The sequence below is a fragment of the Peptoniphilus vaginalis genome (assembly GCF_900176605.1).
GTDB classification, from domain to species: domain Bacteria; phylum Bacillota; class Clostridia; order Tissierellales; family Peptoniphilaceae; genus Peptoniphilus_A; species Peptoniphilus_A vaginalis.
Genome location: NZ_FXLP01000003.1, coordinates 1 through 23,875 on the forward strand (window position 1 = coordinate 1; position 23,875 = coordinate 23,875).

The 23,875-nt window shown below is 36.5% G+C and carries 16 protein-coding genes, 1 tRNA gene and 3 rRNA genes; 1 reads left to right on the forward strand and 19 read right to left on the reverse strand.

Annotation, left to right across the window (positions count from 1 at the left end; translation table 11 throughout):
* The 7 genes from rrf to CAN42_RS00775 form a co-directional block, all read right to left on the reverse strand.
* Positions 1-109: ribosomal RNA gene (gene rrf, locus CAN42_RS00745) — 5S ribosomal RNA — on the reverse strand; the annotation flags it as partial.
* A gap of 32 nt (positions 110-141) precedes the next feature.
* Positions 142-2,990, reverse strand: a 23S ribosomal RNA gene (locus CAN42_RS00750).
* Positions 2,991-3,119: 129 nt separating this feature from the next.
* Positions 3,120-3,195: transfer RNA gene (locus CAN42_RS00755), tRNA-Ala, on the reverse strand.
* Between the two features lie 39 nt (positions 3,196-3,234).
* Positions 3,235-4,759 (reverse strand): 16S ribosomal RNA (locus CAN42_RS00760).
* Between the two features lie 418 nt (positions 4,760-5,177).
* Entirely contained in the window at positions 5,178-6,143 is a 966-nt protein-coding gene (bioB, locus tag CAN42_RS00765; RefSeq protein WP_085875127.1) for a biotin synthase BioB, read from the reverse strand.
* A gap of 62 nt (positions 6,144-6,205) precedes the next feature.
* A complete protein-coding gene (gene trmB / locus CAN42_RS00770) occupies positions 6,206-6,847 on the reverse strand; it encodes a tRNA (guanosine(46)-N7)-methyltransferase TrmB (RefSeq protein WP_085875128.1) in 642 nt (213 codons plus the stop codon).
* 166 nt (positions 6,848-7,013) lie between these two features.
* Complete coding sequence (locus tag CAN42_RS00775; RefSeq protein ID WP_085875129.1) at positions 7,014-7,754, reverse strand: DNA/RNA non-specific endonuclease; 741 nt, start codon at positions 7,752-7,754, stop codon at positions 7,014-7,016.
* A 226-nt stretch (positions 7,755-7,980) separates the two neighbouring features.
* Between CAN42_RS00775 and CAN42_RS00780 the strand changes: the two genes are divergently transcribed.
* Complete coding sequence (locus CAN42_RS00780) at positions 7,981-9,351, forward strand: Na+/H+ antiporter NhaC family protein (RefSeq protein WP_085875130.1); 1,371 nt, start codon at positions 7,981-7,983, stop codon at positions 9,349-9,351.
* A gap of 84 nt (positions 9,352-9,435) precedes the next feature.
* Here the strand turns inward: CAN42_RS00780 and CAN42_RS00785 are convergent, their stop codons facing one another.
* The 12 genes from CAN42_RS00785 to hydE form a co-directional block, all read right to left on the reverse strand.
* Complete coding sequence (locus CAN42_RS00785) at positions 9,436-9,714, reverse strand: hypothetical protein (protein ID WP_085875131.1); 279 nt, start codon at positions 9,712-9,714, stop codon at positions 9,436-9,438.
* Positions 9,715-10,365: 651 nt separating this feature from the next.
* Positions 10,366-11,265: a type I-E CRISPR-associated endoribonuclease Cas2e gene (gene cas2e, locus CAN42_RS00790; RefSeq protein ID WP_085875132.1), complete on the reverse strand. Its 900-nt coding sequence runs from the start codon at positions 11,263-11,265 to the stop codon at positions 10,366-10,368.
* The gene (gene cas1e / locus CAN42_RS00795) at positions 11,265-12,209 is read right to left on the reverse strand and encodes a type I-E CRISPR-associated endonuclease Cas1e (RefSeq protein WP_085875133.1); all 945 of its coding nucleotides are present in this window, start codon (positions 12,207-12,209) and stop codon (positions 11,265-11,267) included. Before cas1e ends, cas2e begins: the two co-directional genes overlap by 1 nt.
* Position 12,210: 1 nt before the next feature.
* On the reverse strand, positions 12,211-12,846 hold the full coding sequence (cas6e, locus tag CAN42_RS00800; protein WP_085875134.1) for a type I-E CRISPR-associated protein Cas6/Cse3/CasE: 636 nt from the start codon (positions 12,844-12,846) through the stop codon (positions 12,211-12,213).
* Between the two features lies 1 nt (position 12,847).
* Complete coding sequence (gene cas5e, locus CAN42_RS00805; RefSeq protein ID WP_245149821.1) at positions 12,848-13,561, reverse strand: type I-E CRISPR-associated protein Cas5/CasD; 714 nt, start codon at positions 13,559-13,561, stop codon at positions 12,848-12,850.
* On the reverse strand, positions 13,554-14,639 hold the full coding sequence (gene cas7e / locus CAN42_RS00810; RefSeq protein ID WP_085875136.1) for a type I-E CRISPR-associated protein Cas7/Cse4/CasC: 1,086 nt from the start codon (positions 14,637-14,639) through the stop codon (positions 13,554-13,556). Before cas7e ends, cas5e begins: the two co-directional genes overlap by 8 nt.
* Position 14,640: 1 nt before the next feature.
* Complete coding sequence (gene casB, locus CAN42_RS00815) at positions 14,641-15,237, reverse strand: type I-E CRISPR-associated protein Cse2/CasB (RefSeq protein WP_085875137.1); 597 nt, start codon at positions 15,235-15,237, stop codon at positions 14,641-14,643.
* A gap of 12 nt (positions 15,238-15,249) precedes the next feature.
* A complete protein-coding gene (locus CAN42_RS00820; protein ID WP_085875138.1) occupies positions 15,250-16,929 on the reverse strand; it encodes a type I-E CRISPR-associated protein Cse1/CasA in 1,680 nt (559 codons plus the stop codon).
* A gap of 4 nt (positions 16,930-16,933) precedes the next feature.
* On the reverse strand, positions 16,934-19,687 hold the full coding sequence (locus tag CAN42_RS00825) for a CRISPR-associated helicase/endonuclease Cas3 (protein ID WP_085875139.1): 2,754 nt from the start codon (positions 19,685-19,687) through the stop codon (positions 16,934-16,936).
* A gap of 270 nt (positions 19,688-19,957) precedes the next feature.
* Positions 19,958-21,133 carry a [FeFe] hydrogenase H-cluster maturation GTPase HydF gene (hydF, locus tag CAN42_RS00830; protein ID WP_085875140.1) on the reverse strand — a complete coding sequence of 392 codons (1,176 nt, stop codon included), beginning with the start codon at positions 21,131-21,133 and terminating at the stop codon, positions 19,958-19,960.
* A complete protein-coding gene (gene hydG, locus CAN42_RS00835) occupies positions 21,133-22,554 on the reverse strand; it encodes a [FeFe] hydrogenase H-cluster radical SAM maturase HydG (RefSeq protein WP_085875232.1) in 1,422 nt (473 codons plus the stop codon). The genes hydF and hydG overlap by 1 nt, the downstream gene beginning before the upstream one ends.
* A gap of 22 nt (positions 22,555-22,576) precedes the next feature.
* A complete protein-coding gene (gene hydE / locus CAN42_RS00840) occupies positions 22,577-23,617 on the reverse strand; it encodes a [FeFe] hydrogenase H-cluster radical SAM maturase HydE (protein ID WP_085875141.1) in 1,041 nt (346 codons plus the stop codon).
* Between the last annotated feature and the right edge of the window lie 258 nt (positions 23,618-23,875).

Consider the following 23,875-nt stretch of genomic DNA (forward strand, 5'->3'; position numbering starts at 1 on the left):
ATAACTTACTCTCCCAGGTCGTTGCCAACCAAGTACCATCAGCGGACTAATGCTTAACTTCTGTGTTCGGTATGGGTACAGGTGTGTCCATTGTCCTATTCTCACCAGATTAACTTAAAAACTAATCTCTTCCTTTTTCTTTTGGTCAAGTCTTCGACCTATTAGTACTCGCTAGCTGAATGTATTGCTACACTTACACCTTGAGCCTATCTACCTAATTTTCTTCTAGGGGTCTTATCTTTCGAGGGAAATCTCATCTCGAGGGGGGCTTCGGGCTTAGATGCCTTCAGCTCTTATCCCTTCCAAACTTAGCTTCCCAGCTATGCACTTGGCAGTACAACTGGTGCACCAGAGGTTTGTCCATCCCGGTCCTCTCGTACTAAGGACAGCTCCTCTCAAATTTCCTACGCCCACGACGGATAGGGACCGAACTGTCTCGCGACGTTCTGAACCCAGCTCGCGTGCCTCTTTAATGGGCGAACAGCCCAACCCTTGGGACCTACTTCAGCCCCAGGATGAGACGAGCCGACATCGAGGTGCCAAACCTCCCCGTCGATGTGGACTCTTGGGGGAGATAAGCCTGTTATCCCCGGGGTAGCTTTTATCCGTTGAGCGATGGCCCTTCCACTCGGTACCACCGGATCACTAAGTCCTGCTTTCGCATCTGCTCGACTTGTTGGTCTCGCAGTTAAGCTCCCTTCTGCCTTTGCACTCTTCGCACGATTTCCATCCGTGCTGAGGGAACCTTTGAGCGCCTCCGTTACTCTTTCGGAGGCGACCGCCCCAGTCAAACTGTCCAACTGAGAGTGTCCCTTCCCCAGATTCATGGGGTTAGGTTAGAATTCTAGCATTAAAAGAGTGGTATCCCAACGGTGGCTCCATAGATACTGGCGTACCTATTTCTTTGCCTCCCACCTATTCTGTACATTTAATCCCAAAATTCAATCTCAGCCTACAGTAAAGCTCCACGGGGTCTTTCCGTCCTGTCGTGGGTAAGCGGCATCTTTACCGCTACTACAATTTCACCGGATCCTTTGTTGAGACAGTGCCCAAATCGTTACACCTTTCGTGCGGGTCGGAACTTACCCGACAAGGAATTTCGCTACCTTAGGACCGTTATAGTTACGGCCGCCGTTTACTGGGGCTTCAGTTCTAAGCTTCGCTTGCGCTAACTTTTTCCCTTAACCTTCCAGCACCGGGCAGGTGTCAGCTCCTATACTTCGTCTTTCGACTTAGCAGAAACTTGTGTTTTTGGTAAACAGTCGCTTGGGCCTTTTCACTGCGGCCCCCTTTTACAGGGGCTCCCCTTCTCCCGAAGTTACGGGGTCATTTTGCCGAGTTCCTTAACAAAGGTTTTTCCGCTCGTCTTAGGATTCTCTCCTCACCTACCTGTGTCGGTTTGCGGTACGGGCGATACTTCTCTTGTAGTGGCTTTTCTTGGCAGTGTGGAGTCATAAGCTTCTCTACTTGTTTTCGATCCGCATCACGCTTCAGAATTTTCGGAAAGCGGATTTGCCTACTTCCCTTCCTTTGCGCTTGCACGCCTCACCAACTGGGCGCTCTTATTATCCTTCTGCGTCCCCACTTCCTTTTAACGATTGTATCGGTACAGGAATTTCAACCTGTTGTCCATCGACTACGCTTTTCAGCCTTGCCTTAGGTCCCGACTTACCCTGAGTGGACGAGCCTTGCTCAGGAATCCTTAGGTTTTCGACGGGTGAGATTCTCACTCACCTCTCGCTACTCATGCCAGCATTCTCTCTTGTATGTTGTCCACAGTGCCTTACGGCTTCTGCTTCTCCCTTCATACATTGCTCCTCTACCAACGTTTGACGTTCCATAGCTTCGGTATATAGTTTAGCCCCGGTTATCTTCGGCGCAGAGTCACTTGACTAGTGAGCTATTACGCACTCTTTAAATGAGTGGCTGCTTCTAAGCCAACATCCTAGTTGTCTCAGTAACTCCACATCCTTTCCCACTTAACTATAATTTTGGGACCTTAGCTGATGGTCTGGGCTCTTTCCCTTTCGACTATGAAGCTCATCCCACATAGTCTGACTCCCTAGTGCATGATATGGTATTCGGAGTTTGATAGGTTTTGGTAACATATGCATGCCCCGCAACCAATCAGTGCTCTACCCCCTTTTCACGTCTTACTAGAGGCTAGCCCTAAAGCTATTTCGAGGAGAACCAGCTATCTCCGTGTTCGTTTGGCTTTTCACCCCTATCCACAAGTCATCCGATAACTTTTAAACGTTACCCGGTTCGAGCCTCCATTGAATTTTACTTCAACTTCACTCTGCTCATGGATAGATCACACGGTTTCGGGTCTACAACTACTAACTTTCGCCCTATTTAGACTCGCTTTCGCTTCGGCTCCGCATCTGTAATGCTTAACCTTGCTAGTAATCGTAACTCGCTGGCCCGTTCTACAAAAAGTACACGATTGTGGCGTATTGCCACTTTCGCTGCTTGTAAACACTAGGTTTCAGATTCTATTTCACTCCCCTCTCGGGGTTCTTTTCACCTTTCCCTCACGGTACTTGTTCGCTATCGGTCACCAAGTAGTATTTAGCCTTAGGGGGTGGTCCCCCTATCTTCCCACGGAATTTCTCGTGTTCCGTGGTACTCTTTTGTGTCGGATATCTTCGCTTTCGCCTACAGGACTCTTACCTTCTTTGGTTAATCTTCCCAGATTATTTGGCTGGCTATTGTCTCTTTTTACACTTTGGGCTCTTCCCCGTTCGCTCGCCGCTACTTAGGGAATCGAGTTTTCTTTCTTTTCCTCAGGTTACTTAGATGTTTCAGTTCACCTGGTTCGCTTCCTATAGTTATGGATTGGCTATAGGATACCTTGCGGTGGGTTTCCCCATTCGGATATCTACGGGTCAATGGATATTTGCTCCTCTCCGTAGCTTTTCGCAGCTTGTCACGTCCTTCATCGCCTCTTGGTGCCTAGGCATTCACCTAGTGCTCTTTCTAACTTGACCTTTGTTAATAAACATTTCTGTTTATTTCCAGTTTAATTGTTTGTTTTAGAAATTTTGATTAGTTTTTAAGTTGTTATGGTTCTCTTCTTTTTTCAAAGAAGTTTTTGAGTAGCATTTGCATGCTATTCATGGTGGAGATAAGGAGATTCGAACTCCTGACCTCCTGCTTGCAAGGCAGGCGCTCTCCCAACTGAGCTATACCCCCATATATAATTAAAATAGTGTGAAGATTTATTTTCCTTAGAAAGGAGGTGATCCAGCCGCACCTTCCGATACGGCTACCTTGTTACGACTTCACCCCAGTCACCTATCCTACCTTCGACTGCTGCTTCCTTGCGGTTTGCTCGCAGGCTTCGGGTATTACAAGCTTCCATGGTGTGACGGGCGGTGTGTACAAGACCCGGGAACGCATTCACCGCAGCATTCTGATCTGCGATTACTAGCAACTCCATCTTCATGTACTCGAGTTGCAGAGTACAATCCGAACTGGGAAAGACTTTTTGAGGTTTGCTTAATATCACTATCTCGCTTCCCTTTGTATCTTCCATTGTAGCACGTGTGTAGCCCAGGGCATATAGGGCATGATGATTTGACGTCATCCCCACCTTCCTCCGATTTATCATCGGCAGTCTCTTTAGAGTCCCCATCCGAAATGCTGGTAACTAAAGATAGGGGTTGCGCTCGTTGCCAGACTTAACTGAACATCTCACGACACGAGCTGACGACAACCATGCACCACCTGTATTGAGGCTTCCGAAGAAGAGGGTATATCTCTATACCGGTCCTCAGTATGTCAAGCCCTGGTAAGGTTCTTCGCGTTGCTTCGAATTAAACCACATGCTCCGCTGCTTGTGCGGGTCCCCGTCAATTCCTTTGAGTTTCATGCTTGCGCACGTACTCCCCAGGCGGAGTGCTTAATGTGTTAACTGCGGCACCGAATTCTTCCGATACCTAGCACTCATCGTTTACAGCGTGGACTACCAGGGTATCTAATCCTGTTTGCTACCCACGCTTTCGTTCCTCAGCGTCAGAATGAGCCCAGTAAGTCGCCTTCGCCACCGGTATTCTTTTTAATATCTACGCATTTCACCGCTACACTAAAAATTCCACTTACCTCTACTCTTCTCAAGATATGCAGTTTCAAATGCTTACAGTAGTTAAGCTACTGCCTTTTACACCTGACTTGCATTTCCGCCTGCGAACCCTTTACGCCCAGTGATTCCGGACAACGCTAGCCCCCTACGTATTACCGCGGCTGCTGGCACGTAGTTAGCCGGGGCTTTTTCTTATGGTACCGTCATTATCTTCCCATATAAAAGAACTTTACGACTCGAAAGCCTTCTTCGTTCACGCGGCGTCGCTGCATCAGAGTTCCCTCCATTGTGCAATATTCCCCACTGCTGCCTCCCGTAGGAGTTTGGACCGTTTCTCAGTTCCAATGTGGCCGTTCACCCTCTCAGGCCGGCTACCCATCGTCGCCTTGGTGGGCCGTTACCTCACCAACTAGCTAATGGGACGCGAGTCCATCTTAGACCGCCGGAGCTTTGATCATTTATGCATGTGCATATGTGATTTCATTTGGTATTAATCCCGGTTTCCCGAGGCTATCCCTATGTCTAAGGCAGGTTACTCACGTGTTACTCACCCGTCCGCCGCTAATCCACCTTATCTTCGCCCCGAAGGGTTCTGTTAAGGTTTCATCGCTCGACTTGCATGTGTTAAGCACGCCGCCAGCGTTCGTCCTGAGCCAGGATCAAACTCTCAATTAAAAATTTGTATGACTCATTAGTTTTCTCAAAACTAAACGAATATCTGGTTTGCTTTTGATTCTTTGACAAGAATCTGTGATTAAATCACGAATTTGTTTATCTTCACACTATTTAATTATCATGTTTCTTTCGCTACCTTTTTTGAAGTAGCTTATTTATTATACTACCGTATTTTTTCTTTGTCAAGTATTTTTACAAAGTTTTTATTTTGTTTTTACTTAACTTCTCAGTAGTTTTTTCTTGCTGTCTTTAAGTGGCAACTTCTATATATTAGCATCTAGAAAATCATCTGTCAACTGTTTTTTATTCTTTTTTCAATTTTTTTATATAAAGAAAACAGCTGCATTTCTTACAGCTGTTTTATATTACTATTTATCTTTTTCTTTGTCAAGTATTTTGTAAAAGTTAATTAAATATTTTACACTGCCTTTACTTGGTAGTTTAATTCTTTTATTCTCTTCATGTCATCTTCTATGCTTATGCCCTTTGTTGTAAGAAGCACTCCTGATATTGCTGCATTGGCTCCTGACTTGAAAGCTGATGTGCCAAACTCTTCCATGAGGGCTCTTCCTCCTGCTAGTCTTATTAAGGCCTTTGGCATGATAAACCTAAAGGTTGCACAAGTCCTATTTACTTCTTCCATTGATAGGGGTTCGTTGTTTTCAAGTGGTGTGTTCTTTATAGGGTTTAATAGGTTGATTGGTACTGAGTGAACATCTAGTTCTCTAAGTTCTAGTGCCATGTCAATCCTATCTGTGAAGTCTTCTCCTAGTCCTATTAGTCCACCTGAACATATTTCCATTCCTGCATCTTGGGCTGCTTTTATTGTATTGATTTTTTGATCATAAGTATGTGTTGTGCAAATTTCTGGAAAGAAGTTTCTTGATGTTTCAAGATTGTTGTGAATTCTTGTTATACCTGCTTCCTTTAATTTCTCAAAGGATTCTTCTGATATTATTCCACCTGATATACACACCTTTATATCTGGTGCTTCTTCATATATTTTTTTTGTGATGCTACAGATCTTATCTATGTCTTTAGGTGTAAGTCCCTTTCCACTTGCTACCATTGAGTATCTAGGGATACCTCTTTTGTATTTTTCTAAGGCATCTTTTACTATTATCTCTTCATCTAAGAGGTCATATTCTTTTACATTTGTGTGATAGTGGGCTGATTGGGCACAGAACTTACAATTTTCTGAGCATTTACCACTTTTTGCATTTATAATAGTGCAAACATCGAAGTCATTGCCGCAAAAGTATTCTCTAAGTTCGTCTGCTGCTGCAGTTAAACTTTCATAGTCACTTTTGTAAACTTCTATTGCCTCTTCTCTCGTTATGACGTAGCCATCTTTTATTTTTTCTTTTAAGTTATTTATATCCATCTCTTCAACTCCTGAAAATTATTATATATTTCAGGAGTTTTATTGTCAATGTTAATTATTTTTTAGTTAACATAATGTTCAAAGACACCAAATTTTATTTTTTCTCCCAGTCCTCTAAACTTGCTTTCGTATTCTGTAACAATGTTTTGGGGATAGTCTTCAAGCTTCATATCGAAGTCTTCGATAAGAGCGGAGAAGCCTTCATCTTTAAAATAATCTAAGCTTTCTTCAAAGAGTTCAAGGTCGTCTGTCTTGAAATAAATTTGTGACTTTGGTTTTAAGATAACTTTATACTTTTCTAAGAACCTTGGATAAGTTAATCTTCTCTTCTTATGTCTTAGCTTTGGCCAAGGATTGCAGAAGTTGATATAGATCCTGTCAAGTTCATCCTTGTCAAAGTAGTCTAAGATGTTTTCTGCATTAATTGGCATGGCCCTTACATTGGTAAGCTCTTCATCAATTATTTTTCTCGTTGCATATATTAGTGCGTTAGTTTCTATGTCTACCATTATATAATTTATATTTTTATTTCTTTTGGCTGACTCTATGGTAAAGGTTCCCTTACCAGCACCAATTTCTAAGTAAATTGGATTGTCGTTGCCAAAGACTTCTTTCCACTTGCCCTTGTTTTCTTGGCCATTAAAAAAAACATAAGGGTTCTCTGCCATTTCAGGTATTGCAAAATGTTTTTTTCTAAGTCTCATTTTCATTCTCCTTTTTGTTCTATGGAATTATAACACAAGCTAACTTAGTGTCAACAAGATTTATATTTTATTTTAATAAATTTAATTTTTTGCAAAAGAAAAAGCCATCCCCATTAGGTTTGGCTTTTAAAATTTATCTACTTGCTCTTTATTAAATTTTATTATCTCACTTCTTCTTTGCAAGTCTGGTCCTTCCAGTTTTGTAATCTATATCTACTCCTTTTTCGATGTTCTTGGCAAATACTCTAAAGTTAATATTTTTCCCACCATCTTCTATGCTGTAGGCTTCAATAATAACTCCTCTTGCCACAAGTTCATCGTCTTTAAAAACTGGCGTCACCCTATACCTAACCTTCTTGCCTGTGTCCTTTATGTAAGAAGCAACAGCCTCTTCAAAGGGCAACATACCCTTGGTATTAAAGGACCTAGTCCCTGTCATAAGATTTTTCCAGTTGTCATTCTCTCCAGTCAACTGATAGGCGATAAGGTGGCACCTATTGTAAACTGCACCACCTTCAACAAAGTCATAAAACTTTTGATGCCAACCTGAAGGATGAACTTTTGATATATCTCCTCTTGGCTTCTTGGGCATTGAGTCGGGACTTAAAAGTGCGTTGGCTGGTCCAACTCTGTTTAAGTAATCTAAGTTTGAATAGTGGGCGAAGTCTGGTCCCATCTTTAAATCCTCTTCAGTAAATTGAGGTGGGTTTTTATCTATTTTATAATAGATGCTTGATGCTTTTATCTCATAGGGATTGTAAAAGCTTGGTATTAAGCTTTCTATTTTATCTAGGGACGAAGCCTGGTTATTGTTGTTAGGTTCTTGAAGACTTTCGTGTCCAAATAAAACTCCAACTATGATAAGGACAAGAGCAACAATGACCTTTAAGTTTTTATTTTTCTTCAATTCTTCTCTCCTCTCCTTTACTCACAAATTAATTATAAGATTTTCAATATTTTCTATTATATAGGATTCTATAAATTAAAAAAAGTTTATGAAGTAGCTTTTAGTTTTCAATTTCTAAAGAATTTTAAAAGCTCCTTAGGACTTCACAAAAGAATTTATTAATAATATAATAGCCTTGTTTAATTTATATGGATTATGTAGTTTACATAAAAACTTAGGAGGAAAAATGGAAAATCAAAATCACAAGCCTAGTCCATCTGGGACTGCACTTCTTCCCTTTCTTGTCTTTGTCATAGTCTACATGGCAACAGGAATTATATTAAATTCAATGGGCATTGAAATGGCATTCTATCAAGTGCCAGCACCAGTTTGTATCTTACCAGCAATTATACTCGCCTTTATTATGTTCAAGGGAAGCGTCGACAACAAGTTCACAGACTTTGTAAGAGGCTGTGGTGACGAAAATATTATTATCATGTGTCTCATCTATATCTTGGCTGGAGCCTTTGCAACAGTGTCAAAGGAGTCAGGTGGAGTTGACTCAGTTGTAAATTTCGCCTTATCAATCATTCCCCTTGAATTTATAACAGGTGGAATTTTCTTAATAGGTTGCTTCATTTCCATATCAACAGGAACTTCTGTGGGAACTATCTCAACAGTTGGCCCCATAGCAGTTGGACTTGCCCAAAAGGGGAACCTCCCAATGGCCTTGGTCTTGGGATCACTCGTGGGTGGTGCAATGTTCGGCGACAACCTTTCAGTTATTTCTGATACAACAATAGCTGCCACACGAACTCAGAATGTAGATATGAAGGACAAGTTTAAAGCCAACATAAAGATGGCACTACCTGCAGCATTAATAACTTTTGTAATTTTGTTACTTGTTGGAAAGCCAGAAGTTCTTCCCACACTAGAAGACCGTCCCTACAACCCAGTCTTAATTATTCCTTACCTCTTTGTACTTATTTCAGCAATTGCAGGTATGAATGTGTTTTTAGTTTTAACATGCGGAATAATTTTATCAGGAATAATTGGGATAGCAACAGGAGGGCTTGACCTCATGACCTTTGCTCAAAACATCTTCACAGGTTTTTCGGGCATGTTTGAGATATTTTTATTGTCAATGCTAACTGGCGGACTATCCTATATGATTTCCAAAAACGGAGGAATAGAATGGTTAGTCCAAAAGATAAGAGGATTTGCAAGGGGACAAAAATCTGCAGAAGTTTCTATCGCCCTCTTAACCCTATTGACTGATGCCGCAACTGCCAACAACACAGTGGCAATAATAATAGATGGACCAGTTGCAAAAGAAATATCTAACGACTTCAAAATTGATCCAAGAAGATCTGCTGCCCTCTTAGATACCTTCTCCTGTTTCATGCAAGGGATAATACCTTACGGTGCACAAATCCTAATTGCAGCAGGACTCACCAAAGAACTTGGCGCCAATGCAGTTTCGCCAATGGAACTAATACCCTTCTTGTGGTATCAAGGAATCCTCGCCCTCTTTGCCATAGCCTCCATCTTTATTAGGTACGCAGACCTAAGAGGTGAGTGGGATTTTGAAAAAGACAAGTTGAAAGAAAAAAATTAAATCACAAAATAGTACGAGAAAACCCCAGGCTTAAAAAACTGACCTCCTTAAGTTGGTTTTTAAGTCCAACTTTTGGGGGTCAGTTCACAATGCCTGGGGTTCTTTTTTCATTTCATTATAAAGTTTATTTATCTTCCTTCTGCATTCAGTAAAGTCATCCATGTAGCTCATTTCTGCAATCACATCTTGCATTTCATAACCCAAGTCAGATATCCTTTCTTTTTTTTTTTTTTTTTTGAAAATCGTCTCGTTGTTATCAATGAAATAGTCTTCCAAATCATTAAATAATTCCCAATCATTCTTGGAGGCTTCTACAAATAACACCTTCTCTATTTCATTAAAAAAGTTATCAATTATGTTCATATTAATTATCACGCTCTCTTACTAAAAAATAAACTAAATAAACTTTTTACAAAAATAAAAATCTTTAATTAGCAAACTGCAAAGAACTAAGGTTTAACTTTATCTTAACACTTCCATTACTAAATACATATATTCTCCAGGTATTAATTTGTTCCCTATCACCCATAAAATTCATATCGTCTTCTTAAATTATTATTTATCCTTCCCGTCTAATTTTTCTATAAAACAACACCCCCGCCTACGCGGGGACTACCCTCTGGTGGCAGAAACCTGGTATCGACTATTAGGATCACCCCCGCCTACGCGGGGACTACTAAAACTTCATAAAAAACAACTTGCAAGCGTGAGGATCACCCCCGCCTACGCGGGGACTACGAAGACTATGAATATATAGTGTTTGGTAGTGAGGGATCACCCCCGCCTACGCGGGGACTACTTTGTTTTTATCTAATCTAGTAATTGTAAATTAGGATCACCCCCGCCTACGCGGGGACTACTCATAAATATTTAATGCATCAGTATCATAGGGAGGATCACCCCCGCCTACGCGGGGACTACTTCAAGAAACAGATTTCCCGTTATATCATCCGAGGATCACCCCCGCCTACGCGGGGACTACACTTAAAAGATCCTACAATTGCACCATTCTTATTATAATATATCCCACAATTTTTTCACTTTGTGAATTAATTTCTCTTCTAATATTGCATCTTCAAGTGCTCTATGAGGTACTTTTTCTTCAATCCCATAGGATTTTAAAACTGTTTCTAGTTTATAATTTTTTAAGAATAGATTATCTCTTTTTATAAATTGCATAATGTCATATACTTTGTTGTTTATTTTAGGCATTCCTTCTTTTTCTAAAGATTTATTTAAAAACTTTATATCAAATCCTATGTTATATCCTAATATTATTGTGTCACCAATAAATTCAATAAGTTCTTTTAATGCCAAGTCTACTGAAATTCCTTCTTCTTCTAGAATTTTATTATTAATTTTTGTTAAAGTCTCTATTTCTTCAGATAGTTTTCTATCTATCTTTACAAACCTCTGAAAGTTTTCTGTTTTTTCTCCAACTTTTATTGCCCCTATTTCTATTATGTTATCCTTGGTTGGATCTAAACCGTCTGTTTCTAAATCTAGAACTATATATTTTTTTATTTTTTCTTTGTTATTTGATTTTTTTAGTTTACTGTGCTCTATGTTTTTTATTTTTCTAAATTGTACTGCTTTTGAAAATCCTTCCTGTAAAGACCTATCTTTTTCTCTTATTTCTTTTTTTATTAAAACTAATGGGAGACCTTCTGAATCCAAGGACTCTCTATTTCCATTGATTGTCTCAAAGTTATATCCAATTTCATTTCTGTAATAATAAGATATTGTTGCTTCACCATCTTTAAGGTTGTCTTTTACTCTATCCCAAAGCTTTTCTCTTACTTTGGTATTTAGATTGCCAATATATACTCCGCCTGCAACTTCTTGAAGCCATTTAGTTAAATCTCCCTTAAGTGAATTTGGTACTTTTGAAAGTGTTATAACTGTGAATGGCATTATAAATCACCTTCTGTGTAATTAACTCCATATTTTACCAATTTGCCCTTATCATCCCAGAGATTTATCGTCTCTGTTTTAATAACTTCTTCTGGATTTATTTCCATTAGGTATTGTAAGTCCTCTACAATTTTTTTCATTAACTTCCCATCTACACATCTATTCCTTAGTTCGAGTCTGGCAATTCTTCCTATGTCTTCATCTTCTGTTACTTCACTTGCTAATTGAAAAGCAAGTGGTATTGTATATTCTGCTTTATATAGATCTGCAACATCATAAACGAAGGCTTTGTCATGTCCAGTATGAACGAATCCTAATCCTGGTGCCATTCCAAGCGCCACTATTACACTATGGCAAATTCCATATAAGGCTACATTAGCAGCCGAAAGTGCTTTGTTGACTGGGGTCCCACCTTCAAAATTATTTGGATCATAATCTCTTTTTGTCCAATCAACATCATATCTTTTTGCTTCTTGTCTATACAGATTCCTTATCCTCGCCCCTTCTCTTCCTCTTAATTGCTGCATTGTTAGTTTCATTACATCTTCACCAGGAAATCTTATTTGATACATTTTTCTTGCTACCATGAGCCTTGTGTTCCTATTCGAGCATAAGAGTGCTTGCCTTTCAAGATATTTAGTTGAATGAGCGAGGGGTCTTCCATTAGCATAGAATCTTACCCCTCTTTCACCAACCCAAATAATTGATGTTCCTGTATCCCCCAGCAGCTCTACTGCCCTATGACTTATTTCTGTACCTGGTCCAAGTAAAAGTGTTCCAATTATAGCAACAGGTATTCTTATAATGCCTCTTGAATCTATTACAGTTAAGGCACCGTCCTGTCTGTTAATTTTTGCATGTTCCAAATAAATAAAACTTACTCTATCTTCAATACGTGGAAGTTCAGTGAGTTCAGGTTTCTTTGGTCCAGTCATTTCTGTCATTTTATTTCACCGGAATGACTGTAAACATTCCAAAACCATAAGCTTTCTCTCTACCCATTCCATATTTAAGAATTTTTAAGAATTTTTCTTTATCAATTATTTTTAGTCTACCTTCATAGACTACTTTATTTAATTTTACATGTTTCGTTCCTTTTCTTCTAAGAATAGAACGAGATTTCTCTACAATTTCGAAGTCACTCTCTTCAAGTATAAATCCATTTTTTTCTGACCTATCAATAAGAAACTTCATTTGATCTTCGGCATTATAACAAGGGTAAATCTTGCCTCTTTTATTTTCTTCCTCTTTTTTTGAAATTATTGGATTTAACGTTGCTCTAAATCTTAAAACTTGTCCCTCTTTCAATTTTTCTAAAAATAAATCATAATACTTGGTTTTTGCAGAGTCTTCTACACCATATTTTTCAAATAATTTCAAATTTGGTTTGCTCTCTGATACAAGTAATAAAAAACTTTTACCATTAATTTTATCAACTCTCCAGAGTTTTCTACTTCTCTTATCTTTATTTATTTCATCAGGAAAACTCATTTCTACCCAATTATGATATGCTCCTAAATGGGTTAGGTCTCTAGTCTTTTTTCTATTGTTAAGGTCAATTTCAACTTGTGATATATACATATTAACCTCCCACCGCTCCAAAGGCATCATGATTAGTTTCTCCAATATTTCTGTCAATTTCCACATAAATAATGGATTCACCCCTATAATTGAACTTTCTCTCCTTTTGAGAAAATGAAACCGCATCATCTTTTCTGAGTTTTTCATTTCCCCCTTTTATAATTTTTGAGTCTCCATAAATTTTCAACCTATTACTCTTATTCTGTCTGTAAAATTTATTCGCTTGCCATTCTGTCTTTTTTAAAAGTTCAATGGGATCGTCATCAAAACAGCCCATAATAAAATCGTAATTTACAGGACAAGATCTTCTTCCAAGAAAATTTTGGAAATAAGGTCTCTTTAATGCTTGATAAATTTCATCAATAAATTCATTATCTTTGTGACTTAAGACAACTAAAAAAATAGCATCTGCTAAATAATATCTATTTGTCACATAATTTCTTTCAAGTTGACCATTTTTCTTGTATTTTTTTGCTATTTGGTAGTCTCTTAATAGAACACCTACTTGATCAACCCTAGTCGCAAAATTTATTTCTCTTAATTTATTTAATTCTTTAATTTCATGACGTTTGTAGCCGAGAGAAGCTGCTAACATACCAAGAACTCCACTTTTTGATGGGTAGTCGTCTGTATGCCTCGTTTCAAAATGGGAATTTGTCCCCCATGATTGCAGAGGTCCATGAAATTTTAATAAGATACTTTTCAATTTACTCACCCAATTCGTCAGGTATTATTTCTCCAAGTTTATCTCCTATATCCTTTAATAGTTCTTTGAGATTTTCTTCCTTTTTCATTCCATCTAAAAATTCAAAATCATTTAGAGATAAGCAAAATGTGGCTATAGGTTCTTCTACAAATTTTTCTGCTTTTTTATATTCTAATAGAAGCTTATTTACAGATTCGTCAATAAAACCTTGATTTTTATATGCTTTTACAGGATTTTCAAAGGCACTTACTAGGTTAACTGGTCGGTCTTTTCTTAAACTAACCATAATAAAAGATGGAATAGTTGTGTTTGCGAATGTGTTAACCTTTCCTGTTGGCAATGACTTTGAAAAGGCTTCTACAAATAATTTTATTGCATTAATTGTTTCTTCTTTATCTGATAGTTGTTTGTAAAATTCATGAACAGCTATATTAGCATATCTATATAAAGTTGATGAATTATACTCAATCGTACCAAGCATTCCTGCACCAGCATTATCTTCTTCTTGCAAGTCATCTACAGCAGTGAAAAAGTCAAATTCAGTTTCAACTGAATGGGTAGAGATTGCATGAGCAACTTGACATGATGCATCTTCATTTAATGACGGATCATCTGCAACCATTCTTCCAAAAAGAGCAATATCAACAGCTGGATCATCTTTAAGTATTTCTTTTATAAGGCTCTTATCCTTTACACCATCTATAGCAGCCCTAGCTAATTTTTCTGCTTGATTATTACCCATAAAGAATAGAGCTGTAGTTTTATTGTCTTTTGTTTTAATTCCTCCTGTATTTAGAAGGTCATCAGCCATTTTTATAGCATCTTCTTTAGGAATATTTCCATCTATTTTTCTAATTTTTAAAGCAATATACTCTGGAATTTTGTAACTTCGAATACCGACATTACTACTTTCAGACATTTCTAAAAAGTATGATCTTATTGCCCTTTTCCAGCTTTGAGAGCTTACTCTTGCTCTCCTTACACCTCCATATTGAGCTGTTTTTGGACTTCCTGTATCATCTCTATTAATATTTGATGGCGGTAAAGTTTGTATTGCGTTTACATCTAAATAAATTATATTTTTCATTTTACTTTTCTCCTTCATTTTCATTTTTCAAAAAATAATATCTGCTTGCCCAAGAAAATTTAACTTCTTCCCCGTAACCTCTTAAATACCTATACAAATCTCTAGAGAGTCTTGGATAATCTACCTTTGCATCAGTTTTTGACTTTAATAGTTTTATCATTTGTCTCAAATGATGAGAAAGTTCTTGGAAGGTTGCTGAAGTTATCATGGTGTTAAATCTTCTACCTGAAGCTGTGGAATCTCCATCTTTTCTTAAAAAACTAAGCGAATATCCAAGATTTTTCCACTTTTCGCTATCTTCTTTTAGAAGTACACTTTCCATTTTAGACTGTTGATGAATTGCATAAAGCTGAATTGTTGTTACTATTGCTTCTTCTTCATCAGATATTTTTCCATCATTACTTAAAAAGTCTTCGGGCATATATCTAAAAAGAAGGGCTAATAGATCAGTGGATTCTGTAAGGGGTCTGTTTACCGAATTTCTAATACTAGCCATAATTGCTCTTCCTTTTGTAGAGTTATTGTCTGAGTCAATTTCATTTATAATATTTCTTGTAACTGACTCGACACTGAAAATCCTACTGTTTTCTTTTGCCATTTTCTCCTCCTATTACAAAGTTTTATTTAAAATATTAATATACTTATTATATATTGTGGCAATATTCATGATTTTGCCATCCTTTTCGATTCCTCTATAATCTCTTGTGTTTGCTTGAGATAGAACTTCTCTTGCTTCTCTTTGTGCGAGAGACTTAAAAGTTATTCTCCATTCTCTAACTTTATTATTTTTCTCGTCTTCTTTTTTTATACTTGCAATCCAATCTTTAAAAGGCTCGTTCAACTTATAGTAAAGTTCTTCAACTTTTTGATTTTTAAAAACCTTACTCTTGTCATTCCTAATAGTCATTAAATCAGAAATGAAGTATCCATAAATTCCCCCAACAACTTTCTTTGCGAGATTAACTTCAGAATCTATTATTGGAATCCAGCCTTCTTTATTATCATCTGTTAAAACCTCTTCATTAATAGCTAATGAATCGTAGATTTCATCAACTGGAACCCAAGAAGTTGCATTTCCGTCATCTTTCATACTTACAGATTTAATATTTAGATTATAATCTCCAACTTCTTTTTTTAGCTTATAGTTAAATTCAATTATTCCCGGACCCTTAACTTCCTTATTATCTTCACTAATATTTGTAATTATTCCAAATGATCTCCACAGAGCTTCACCTGAATTATGTTTTCTTGGCTTAAACTTATCTTTTTTCGGACCATTCGAATCTATTCTCCACAAAGTCATAGGTTCTAAAAATGCATCTAAGTGATTAATTTCAGGTATTTTTACAATTTCAAAATTAAAAGCATCATTAAAATCTCTTTCACTATCAATAAATATTGCTCTGGACCAGTTGGTGTAAAGTTCTGAAAGGTTATCAGGATTTCTGTATGATAAGTAATTTGATATTATTTCGGAACTATAAAACTCCCAGCAAGGTCTTTCGACTTTTCCAATATATTCTTCATTTGGATTTGGTAAAATCAAGTTTAGTAATAAGGTGTCATACAGATTGTTACCTGATAAGTAAATCCCTCCAATATCAAAAAGCCAACCTTTTGAATTTGGTATTTTATATTTTTCTTTTCCAAAGATTACCTTATCTGATAAACCCGAGTAAGATTGGAAAGTTAAAAGCCATCTCAGAGCTTCGTCTTCTTTTAATATCTCCTTATTTTTTACTTTGTCATACTTTGGAGAGAAGAGAGCTACCTTATTTCCACTTTCGGAAATCATCCTATTAATATTTTTGCCACTTACTGAACTTGGATTTTCCTTATTAATATTTTCCTCTTCAATATCTTCTTTTCTAACTTGATAAAATGGATACTTGTCATCAAGAAAATAAAAACGATCCTCCCAAATTCTCAAATACTCTCTAACAATTGCGGGAAACTTTTTACTTTCCCAGAGATTCTTCCATGTCCTCTCTAGACTCTCTGTGTATTCTTCTACATCATCTTCATCAATATCTTCAACCTGTCTAAATTTTTCATCTAGGTCAATCCCTGGATGAGGATTCCCTTCATAGTCAAATCTTGAAAAGACTGTTTGAAGGACTGCCAGCAAAAGTCTAGTTATGGCAAAATCTTGTGTCTTAGTATCTCCAGCTAAATCCTTAAATTTTTCTGCATTTTCAAAAATTTCAATTAGGGAAATCTTTTTATTTTCCATAGTATGACCTTCAATAACAGGTATCCACGTTTCATTAAGTAAATTATATTTTCCCAAAATTTCACATCCTTTCATAAAGCAAACCAAATTTATTATCATAAATTAACTTGTAACCATTTAATACAAATGTATTATCTTCATCAAAAATAATTCCCAAGGAACCCCTTAGCCAGGTTTGTCTTTGCCAATTTAGTAAATATTTCTTATTGTAATCTTCAAGTTCTTTTATAGTTTGTTCAAAAGCTTTTGGATACCTACTTAAAACTAGAGGGAGCCTAAGAGTTTCTCTAGCAATAATTTTTGCTGTACTTGGATTATCTATATCCTTTGATAAATCAATACAATCTGCAAAACTTCCATATCCTTCCGGAAGTTTTTTTAACGCTATAACTTCGATAGTATCCTCAATATCCCTTACTCTCGCATAACCAATTTCTTCTGTATCTATAGGAACTGGTGTATCAAGCAAACCAATTAGAGTCTTTTTAAAAGTTGTATCAGGTTTATCTAGTCTAAAGGTTTTTGCTCTTTGCTCTTTATTACTTAATTCCGCCTTTCTCTTTTTACAACTTTCTTTCATAAGACTTAGCAATTCATCGTTTAAGTTAATTTCTATATCTTTATCTTCATAAACTTTGTTAACTAAAGTCGGAATGTCTTCAGGTATCTTTATTCGATCTGGTAGAAAATATTGACTCCTCATAAGTATATATTCATCATAAATTGCTTTAGCCTTTTCTTCATACTTAAATTCATCATTTGTCCCAACTACATAAATGGTCGGAATCTCATAACAATCGGCCCTATCAATTTCATGTCTTTGGAGCCTACCAATCCTTTGAATTAAAAGATCAATAGGACAAAGCTCACTAATCATCACATCAAAATCTAAGTCCAAGCTTTGTTCTATAACTTGCGTCCCTATAATAATTTTCCTTTTTGGTCTATCTGTATTTTTTGATACTAAGCTCAGTAGCAGATTTTCTCTTTGAACCCTATCTGTTGCAATAAAATTTGAATGGAGAAGTTCTATTGCATCTGCACCAAATTTCTCTTGACACTCTTTTGCTAAGTCTTGAGAATCCCTTACAGTGTTTAAAATAATTCCTATTATTCCCTCATTTTCATAAAGTTTAGAAATTAAATCTATTAAATTTTTCTTATCTTCTCTTATAACTTTTACTTCCTTATCTGCACTTAAAATAAAATCATTTTTAAATTTTATTTCATCCCCATCTGTATAAGAAATAAGAGGATATACTGCAGAGATAACTTCATCTGGTTTTTTTAATTTTTTCCATTTTAATCCTCTTCCTCTCATATAATTTTCAATTAATTCCATTCTCCTATTTATAGGAAGTGTTGCCGATAAAATTATAACTGGTACTTTATAGGCTCCCATCCATCTCAAAGCCTGATTTAAATATTGCATCATATAAATGTCATAAGCGTGTACTTCATCTATAACTACAACTTTTTTTGTAAACCCAAGATGTCTCAAGGCCAAATGTTTTTGCTTTAAGGTTGTGAGTAAAAATTGATCAACTGTTCCAACAATAAAATCATCTAGTACAGTTTGCTTTCTACCAGAAAACCATTCATTAGTAATTACGCTACCCTCATTGTTATCTAGGTCAATATTTTTTGCCAAACTTGTAAAATCTTCATTCAAGGCAGCTTTGCTGTGAACTAATCTAATACTAGTGCTTGTCGATAATTCTCTTGATAAATTTTCTAACCAGTTCTCTACCCTAGAAAACATTCCATTAGAAGTTGCTTGTGTTGGTAGTCCGAAGAATAAACCACTCCTATTGGTTTTATAAATTAATTCTTCTGTTGCTACCAAAGCTGCTTCAGTTTTTCCAATTCCCATTGGAGCTTCTAATATAATAATCCCAGGTTCTTGAGCTTCCTCCACAGCTTCTACAAGACCTTTTTGAATCTCATTAGGGGAGTCAAATCCAAACCTATTATTAAAAACATCATTTATTCCACCGAGATTATTTATTTCTATGCAATCGTTTTTGTACCACTTAAACCAAGCTTCTTTGAATCTACATATCTGGTCTTCTATTTCTAAAGCCTCAATACCTATTAATGGAAAATATTCTTCATTACTTGCAATCCAATCTGCCATTATCAATAGTCCAGATAATATAAATGCCCCCTCTTGAGAGATTTTTGGAATCTCTTCAATAGAAAAAAACTCAGCCTCTTCCATTGCCCAATCAAAAATTTTTTTCTGCTCTTCTTTCCATTTTTTATGTGCACTATTATCTTGATTTTCAACTTGAAAGTAATTTGCACCGTAGGAGTTCTTTTGAACCTCAATAAGTCCTTTGCTATCAATTGGTTTCCCGTGATGTCCGCCTATAATTGATCCTACATCGTCTTTTACTCCAAACCAGGAAAGGATAGACTGACCAGCTAAAGCATGGTGACTCTTATTCGCAGTAACCCTATCAAAGTTTTTTAAATCATAAAATCCACTTGACTCCAATCTTTCGACTAAATAATCATCAAGGTCTCTAGGGTTAGAGTAACCTTCCATAGTTTGAAAAGCCGGAGTACACTTTCCTATATCATGAGTTATGGCCAAAAAAATAGAAAGGTTTTTCGCGATTTCCTCTCCACTCTTTCCATTATTTTCAAAAATCATGGAGTCTACGATAAATTTTTTTTGACCTGCACTTAAAAAGTGTTCCCAAAGTCCATTCATTACATTTTTTGTATCCTCTAAGTGCTGTCTCAAGGATAGCCATTTAAAAAGTCCCCTCTTCTTCTCTTTCTTCGCCCACAAAAATTTATTTATCATATTTTACTCCTATCGATAAAATACATAATTGTCTTTAATAAAATTTTAACACATTAATTCCCTATTTCAATGATTTGGATTTATAAATTCAAGAAAAGTTTTAGACGGTACTTAAAATTTTTAAGCCCTTATTAAGAAAGAATCATAAATAGACTGTTGACTCTATTTATATTATAACTCATTAAATTATATTTTTCGATAGCTTATCTTATAACATCAAATAAAAAAAGCTGTGGTGACACAGCTCTTTTATAATTCATATTCAATTTTTCAATAATTTATTTTATCAAGTATCCCTTTGAAATATGCTATTACTATTCCGTAGTTTGTTATTGGGATTCTTTTTCCTTTTGCGTTTTCGATTCTACTTCTAATGTTTTTTGCGTTTAGCATGCAGCCGCCGCATTGGATTATGAGGTCGTAGTCAGAAATATTTTCTGGGAAGACTGAGCCTGAGGTCACGTCAACTTGCAGACCTTGACCAACTTTTTTCCTTATCATATTTGGAATTTTTATCCTTCCAATGTCTTCTTCTGCTGGGGCATGGGTGCAACACTCTGCTATTAAAATTTTTGAGTTTTCATTTATCTTTTTAAGGGCCTCCACTCCCCTAACATATTCGTCAATATCTCCCTTTAGTTTTGCAAATAGGACTGAAAAGGAAGTCAACTTTACATCTCTTGGTATTTTTTCATAAACTTCTAAGAAGACAGATGAGTCTGCAACTATTAGGTCTGGTTTTTTATTTAAAAGTCCTAGGATGTCTGTAAGTTCTTCTAGCTTCACCATAGAAACTAGAGCATTCCTATCAAGGAGTTCACGAATTGCTTGAACTTGTGGAAGGATAAGCCTATTTTTTGGTGCGGCAATATCCTGTGGGATTACTAATAAAATTAGGTCTTTTTCTTTCACCATTCCATCAAAAAGTCTTTCTTCTTTCTTTGGCGTGAACTTCAAAAGTTCTTCTAAGAGTTTATCAAAACCAATTTTTTTAACAGCAGAAACTTCTATTGTCTTATAAGATGAGAAGTCCTCTCTTATTTTTTTTATTTCATCTTCTGACAAGATGTCAATTTTATTTATTAAAACAAGAATGGGAGTGTCCTTAAATTTTTTTAACATTTCCCTTTCAGCTTCTGTTTGGGTATCTGATACAACTAGAACTCCTATGTCAGTTTTTGAAATTACTTCATCGGTCCTCTTCATCCTCTTTTGTCCAAGGGCTGTTTCGTCGCCTATGCCCGGCGTATCCATTAGAAGACAGGGTCCCAAGCTTTTTATCTCCATGGACTTGTAAACTGGATCTGTTGTTGTACCCTCTTGGTTTGAAACGATAGAGATATCTCGACCTGAAAATTCATTTATTATTGAGCTCTTGCCCGAATTTACCTTGCCAAAAAATCCAATGTGTATCCTGTTCCCAGAATTTGTTTTGTTAAGTTCCATTAAAATCTAAAATCTCTCTTTCCAACTCTTTCCATTTCATAAATATATTCTTTAGCCTTCTTCTTCACAACTTCATTAGGAATTTTTTCAAGTTCCTTTGCGATTAAGTCTTCGCTAAGTTCTCTCGTCTTTTCGTTTCCATAATCTAACATATATTCCTTCAAAGTCATAAGGGCATTTGGTTGACAACAATTTAAAATTTGTCCTGACTTGCAAAGTTGCATGAACCTGTCGCCAGTCCTTCCCGCCCTATAACATGCTGTGCAAAAACTTGGAATGTATCCTAGTTCTATTAGCCAGTCTATAACTTCTTCAAGGGTCCTGTGATCTGCAACGTCAAATTGTGCAGAGTTGTCTTCTTTCTTTTCTTCTTCAACGTAACCACCTACAGATGTTCTTGATCCACCAGAGATTTGACTTACCCCAAGTTCAAGGGCACGTTCTCTAACCCTTTGTGACTCTCTTGTTGAAATAATCATGCCAGTGTAAGGCACAGAAACCCTAATTAGGGCAATAAGTTTTTCAAAAATGTCATCAGCAAGTTCGTTTTTAAAGTCGCCTGGGTCAATGTCATCAGCAGGTTGGATCCTAGGAACAGAAATAGTGTGAGGTCCAACCCCAAATCTTGCCTCTAGGTGTTCTGCGTGCATTAAAAGACCAACTAACTCGTACTTATAAGTTTCAAGTCCAAACAAAACTCCAACACCAACGTCATCGATGCCTGCTTCCATTGCCCTATCCATAGCTTCAGTGTGGTAGGCATAATTGTGCTTTGGTCCTGTTGGGTGAAGTTCTTCATAAGACTTCTTGTTGTAGGTTTCTTGGAAGAGGATGTAGGTTCCAATTTCTGCATCCTTTAATTTTTTATAATTTTCAACTGTTGTTGCAGCAATATTAATGTTGACCCTTCTTATTTGTCCATTTTTATGCTTAATAGAATAAATTGTCTTTATGGATTCTAAGATATACTCCATTGTATTGATTACAGGGTCTTCTCCAAGTTCAAGAGCAAGTCTCTTGTGACCCATATCTTGAAGGGCAATTACTTCATTCCTAATTTCTTCTTGAGTTAATTTTTTCCTTCTTATGGATTTGTTCTTTGCATGGTAAGGGCAATAAACGCAACCATTTATGCAGTAGTTTGAAAGATAAAGAGGTGCAAATAAAACAATCCTATTACCGTAGTGGTCTTCCTTTATCTTCTTAGCAAGCTTATAAATTTCATCTTGGTAGTGCTTGTCTTCAGCTAATAAAATTAGGGCAGCCTCCCTGTGGCTTAGTCCCTTTTCCTTCTTCGCCTTTTCAAGAACCTCATCTAACAAGTCCTTGTTATTTTTATTTTTTTCTGCATAGTCAAGAGTATCGAGAATCTCTTGATGGTTTATAAATTCTTCTGCAATTTTTGAATCTACCTTATACACTGTCTTCCTTCTTCCTTTATCCTTACTTATAATCTCCTCTTGATCTGGAGATCTTATATCCAATCTTCCTTAGCTTTTCTTCTAGGCCCATAAAGTCATCAGAATTTTTAACTTCTGTACCAATTTTATTATCGTAAAGCTTATAATTTTTCCTCAGTTTTTCTGCTCCAACATTGGGCATCAAAACATTGGCCCCCGCTAAGATACCCTTCTCTCGTCCAAAGTCATCAATGCTGCCAAGGGCAGTTGTCGATGGCAAGAGAAGTTTCTCATCTGCAATCCTTACAATAGATAAAATATTAAGGACATCATCTAACTTGCCTCTAGGAAAGTCCCTAAAGGGTGTGTCATGCTGGGGTATGAAGGGCCCAATCCCCACCATCTCAGGCTTTAACTTTACGATAAATTTTAAATCTTCATATAAATTTTCAAGCTTTTGATAGGGAGAGCCCACCATCATGCCACAGCCAGTTTGAAAACCCAGAGCCTTTAATTTGAAGATTGAATCTATCCTGTGTTGAAACTTCATAGAGTTTGGGTGAAGCCTTTCATAGTGGGACTTTGAATAAGTTTCATGACGCAAGAGATACCTGTCAGCCCCCATATTTTTAAGAACTTCAAAATCCTTAAAATCTCTTTCACCAAGAGAAAGTGTAATGGCAACATCAGGAAATTTTTCTTTAATTTCGCCAATAATTTCCTTCAAGTATTCAAGACTATAAAAGTCATCTTCGCCACCCTGCATGACAATAGTCTTTATTCCCAAGTCCACAGAGTGACCTGCAAGCTCTAAAATTTCTTCTTTGCTAAGCCTAACCCTCTTGGCATTTTTATTTGCCAACCTAAGCCCACAATAGTAGCAATTATTTTTGCAGTAGGTGGAAATTTCTATTAGTCCCCTTATGTAAATTTCATTTCCAAAATTTTTTACCGCCAAATTTCTTGCAAAGACATGAAGGACCTCAGCCTCCTCACCCCTTAGCCTCATTAGGTAAGAAAAATCTTCAAAAGAAATCTCCTTTGACTTATAAAATTGTTCACATAAATTTAAAGTTCTGTTCATACAATCCCATCTTAGTTAAAAAGTTCACAATCTATTATAATACTTACAGTTAATATATCAAGTGTAAAAATTTTGACACAATTGATAAAAATTTTATTTTTCTTCATAAGCAAATATTTTATATTTTGATTATAAATATTACTTATAAAAGTATAATTCTTTTATTCCCTTTAATCCAATTTTGTAATTTCTCTCTATTTAAAGTACAATATTACTTATTAATAAACTTATAACTACAAAGAAATTTATTTGGGATGA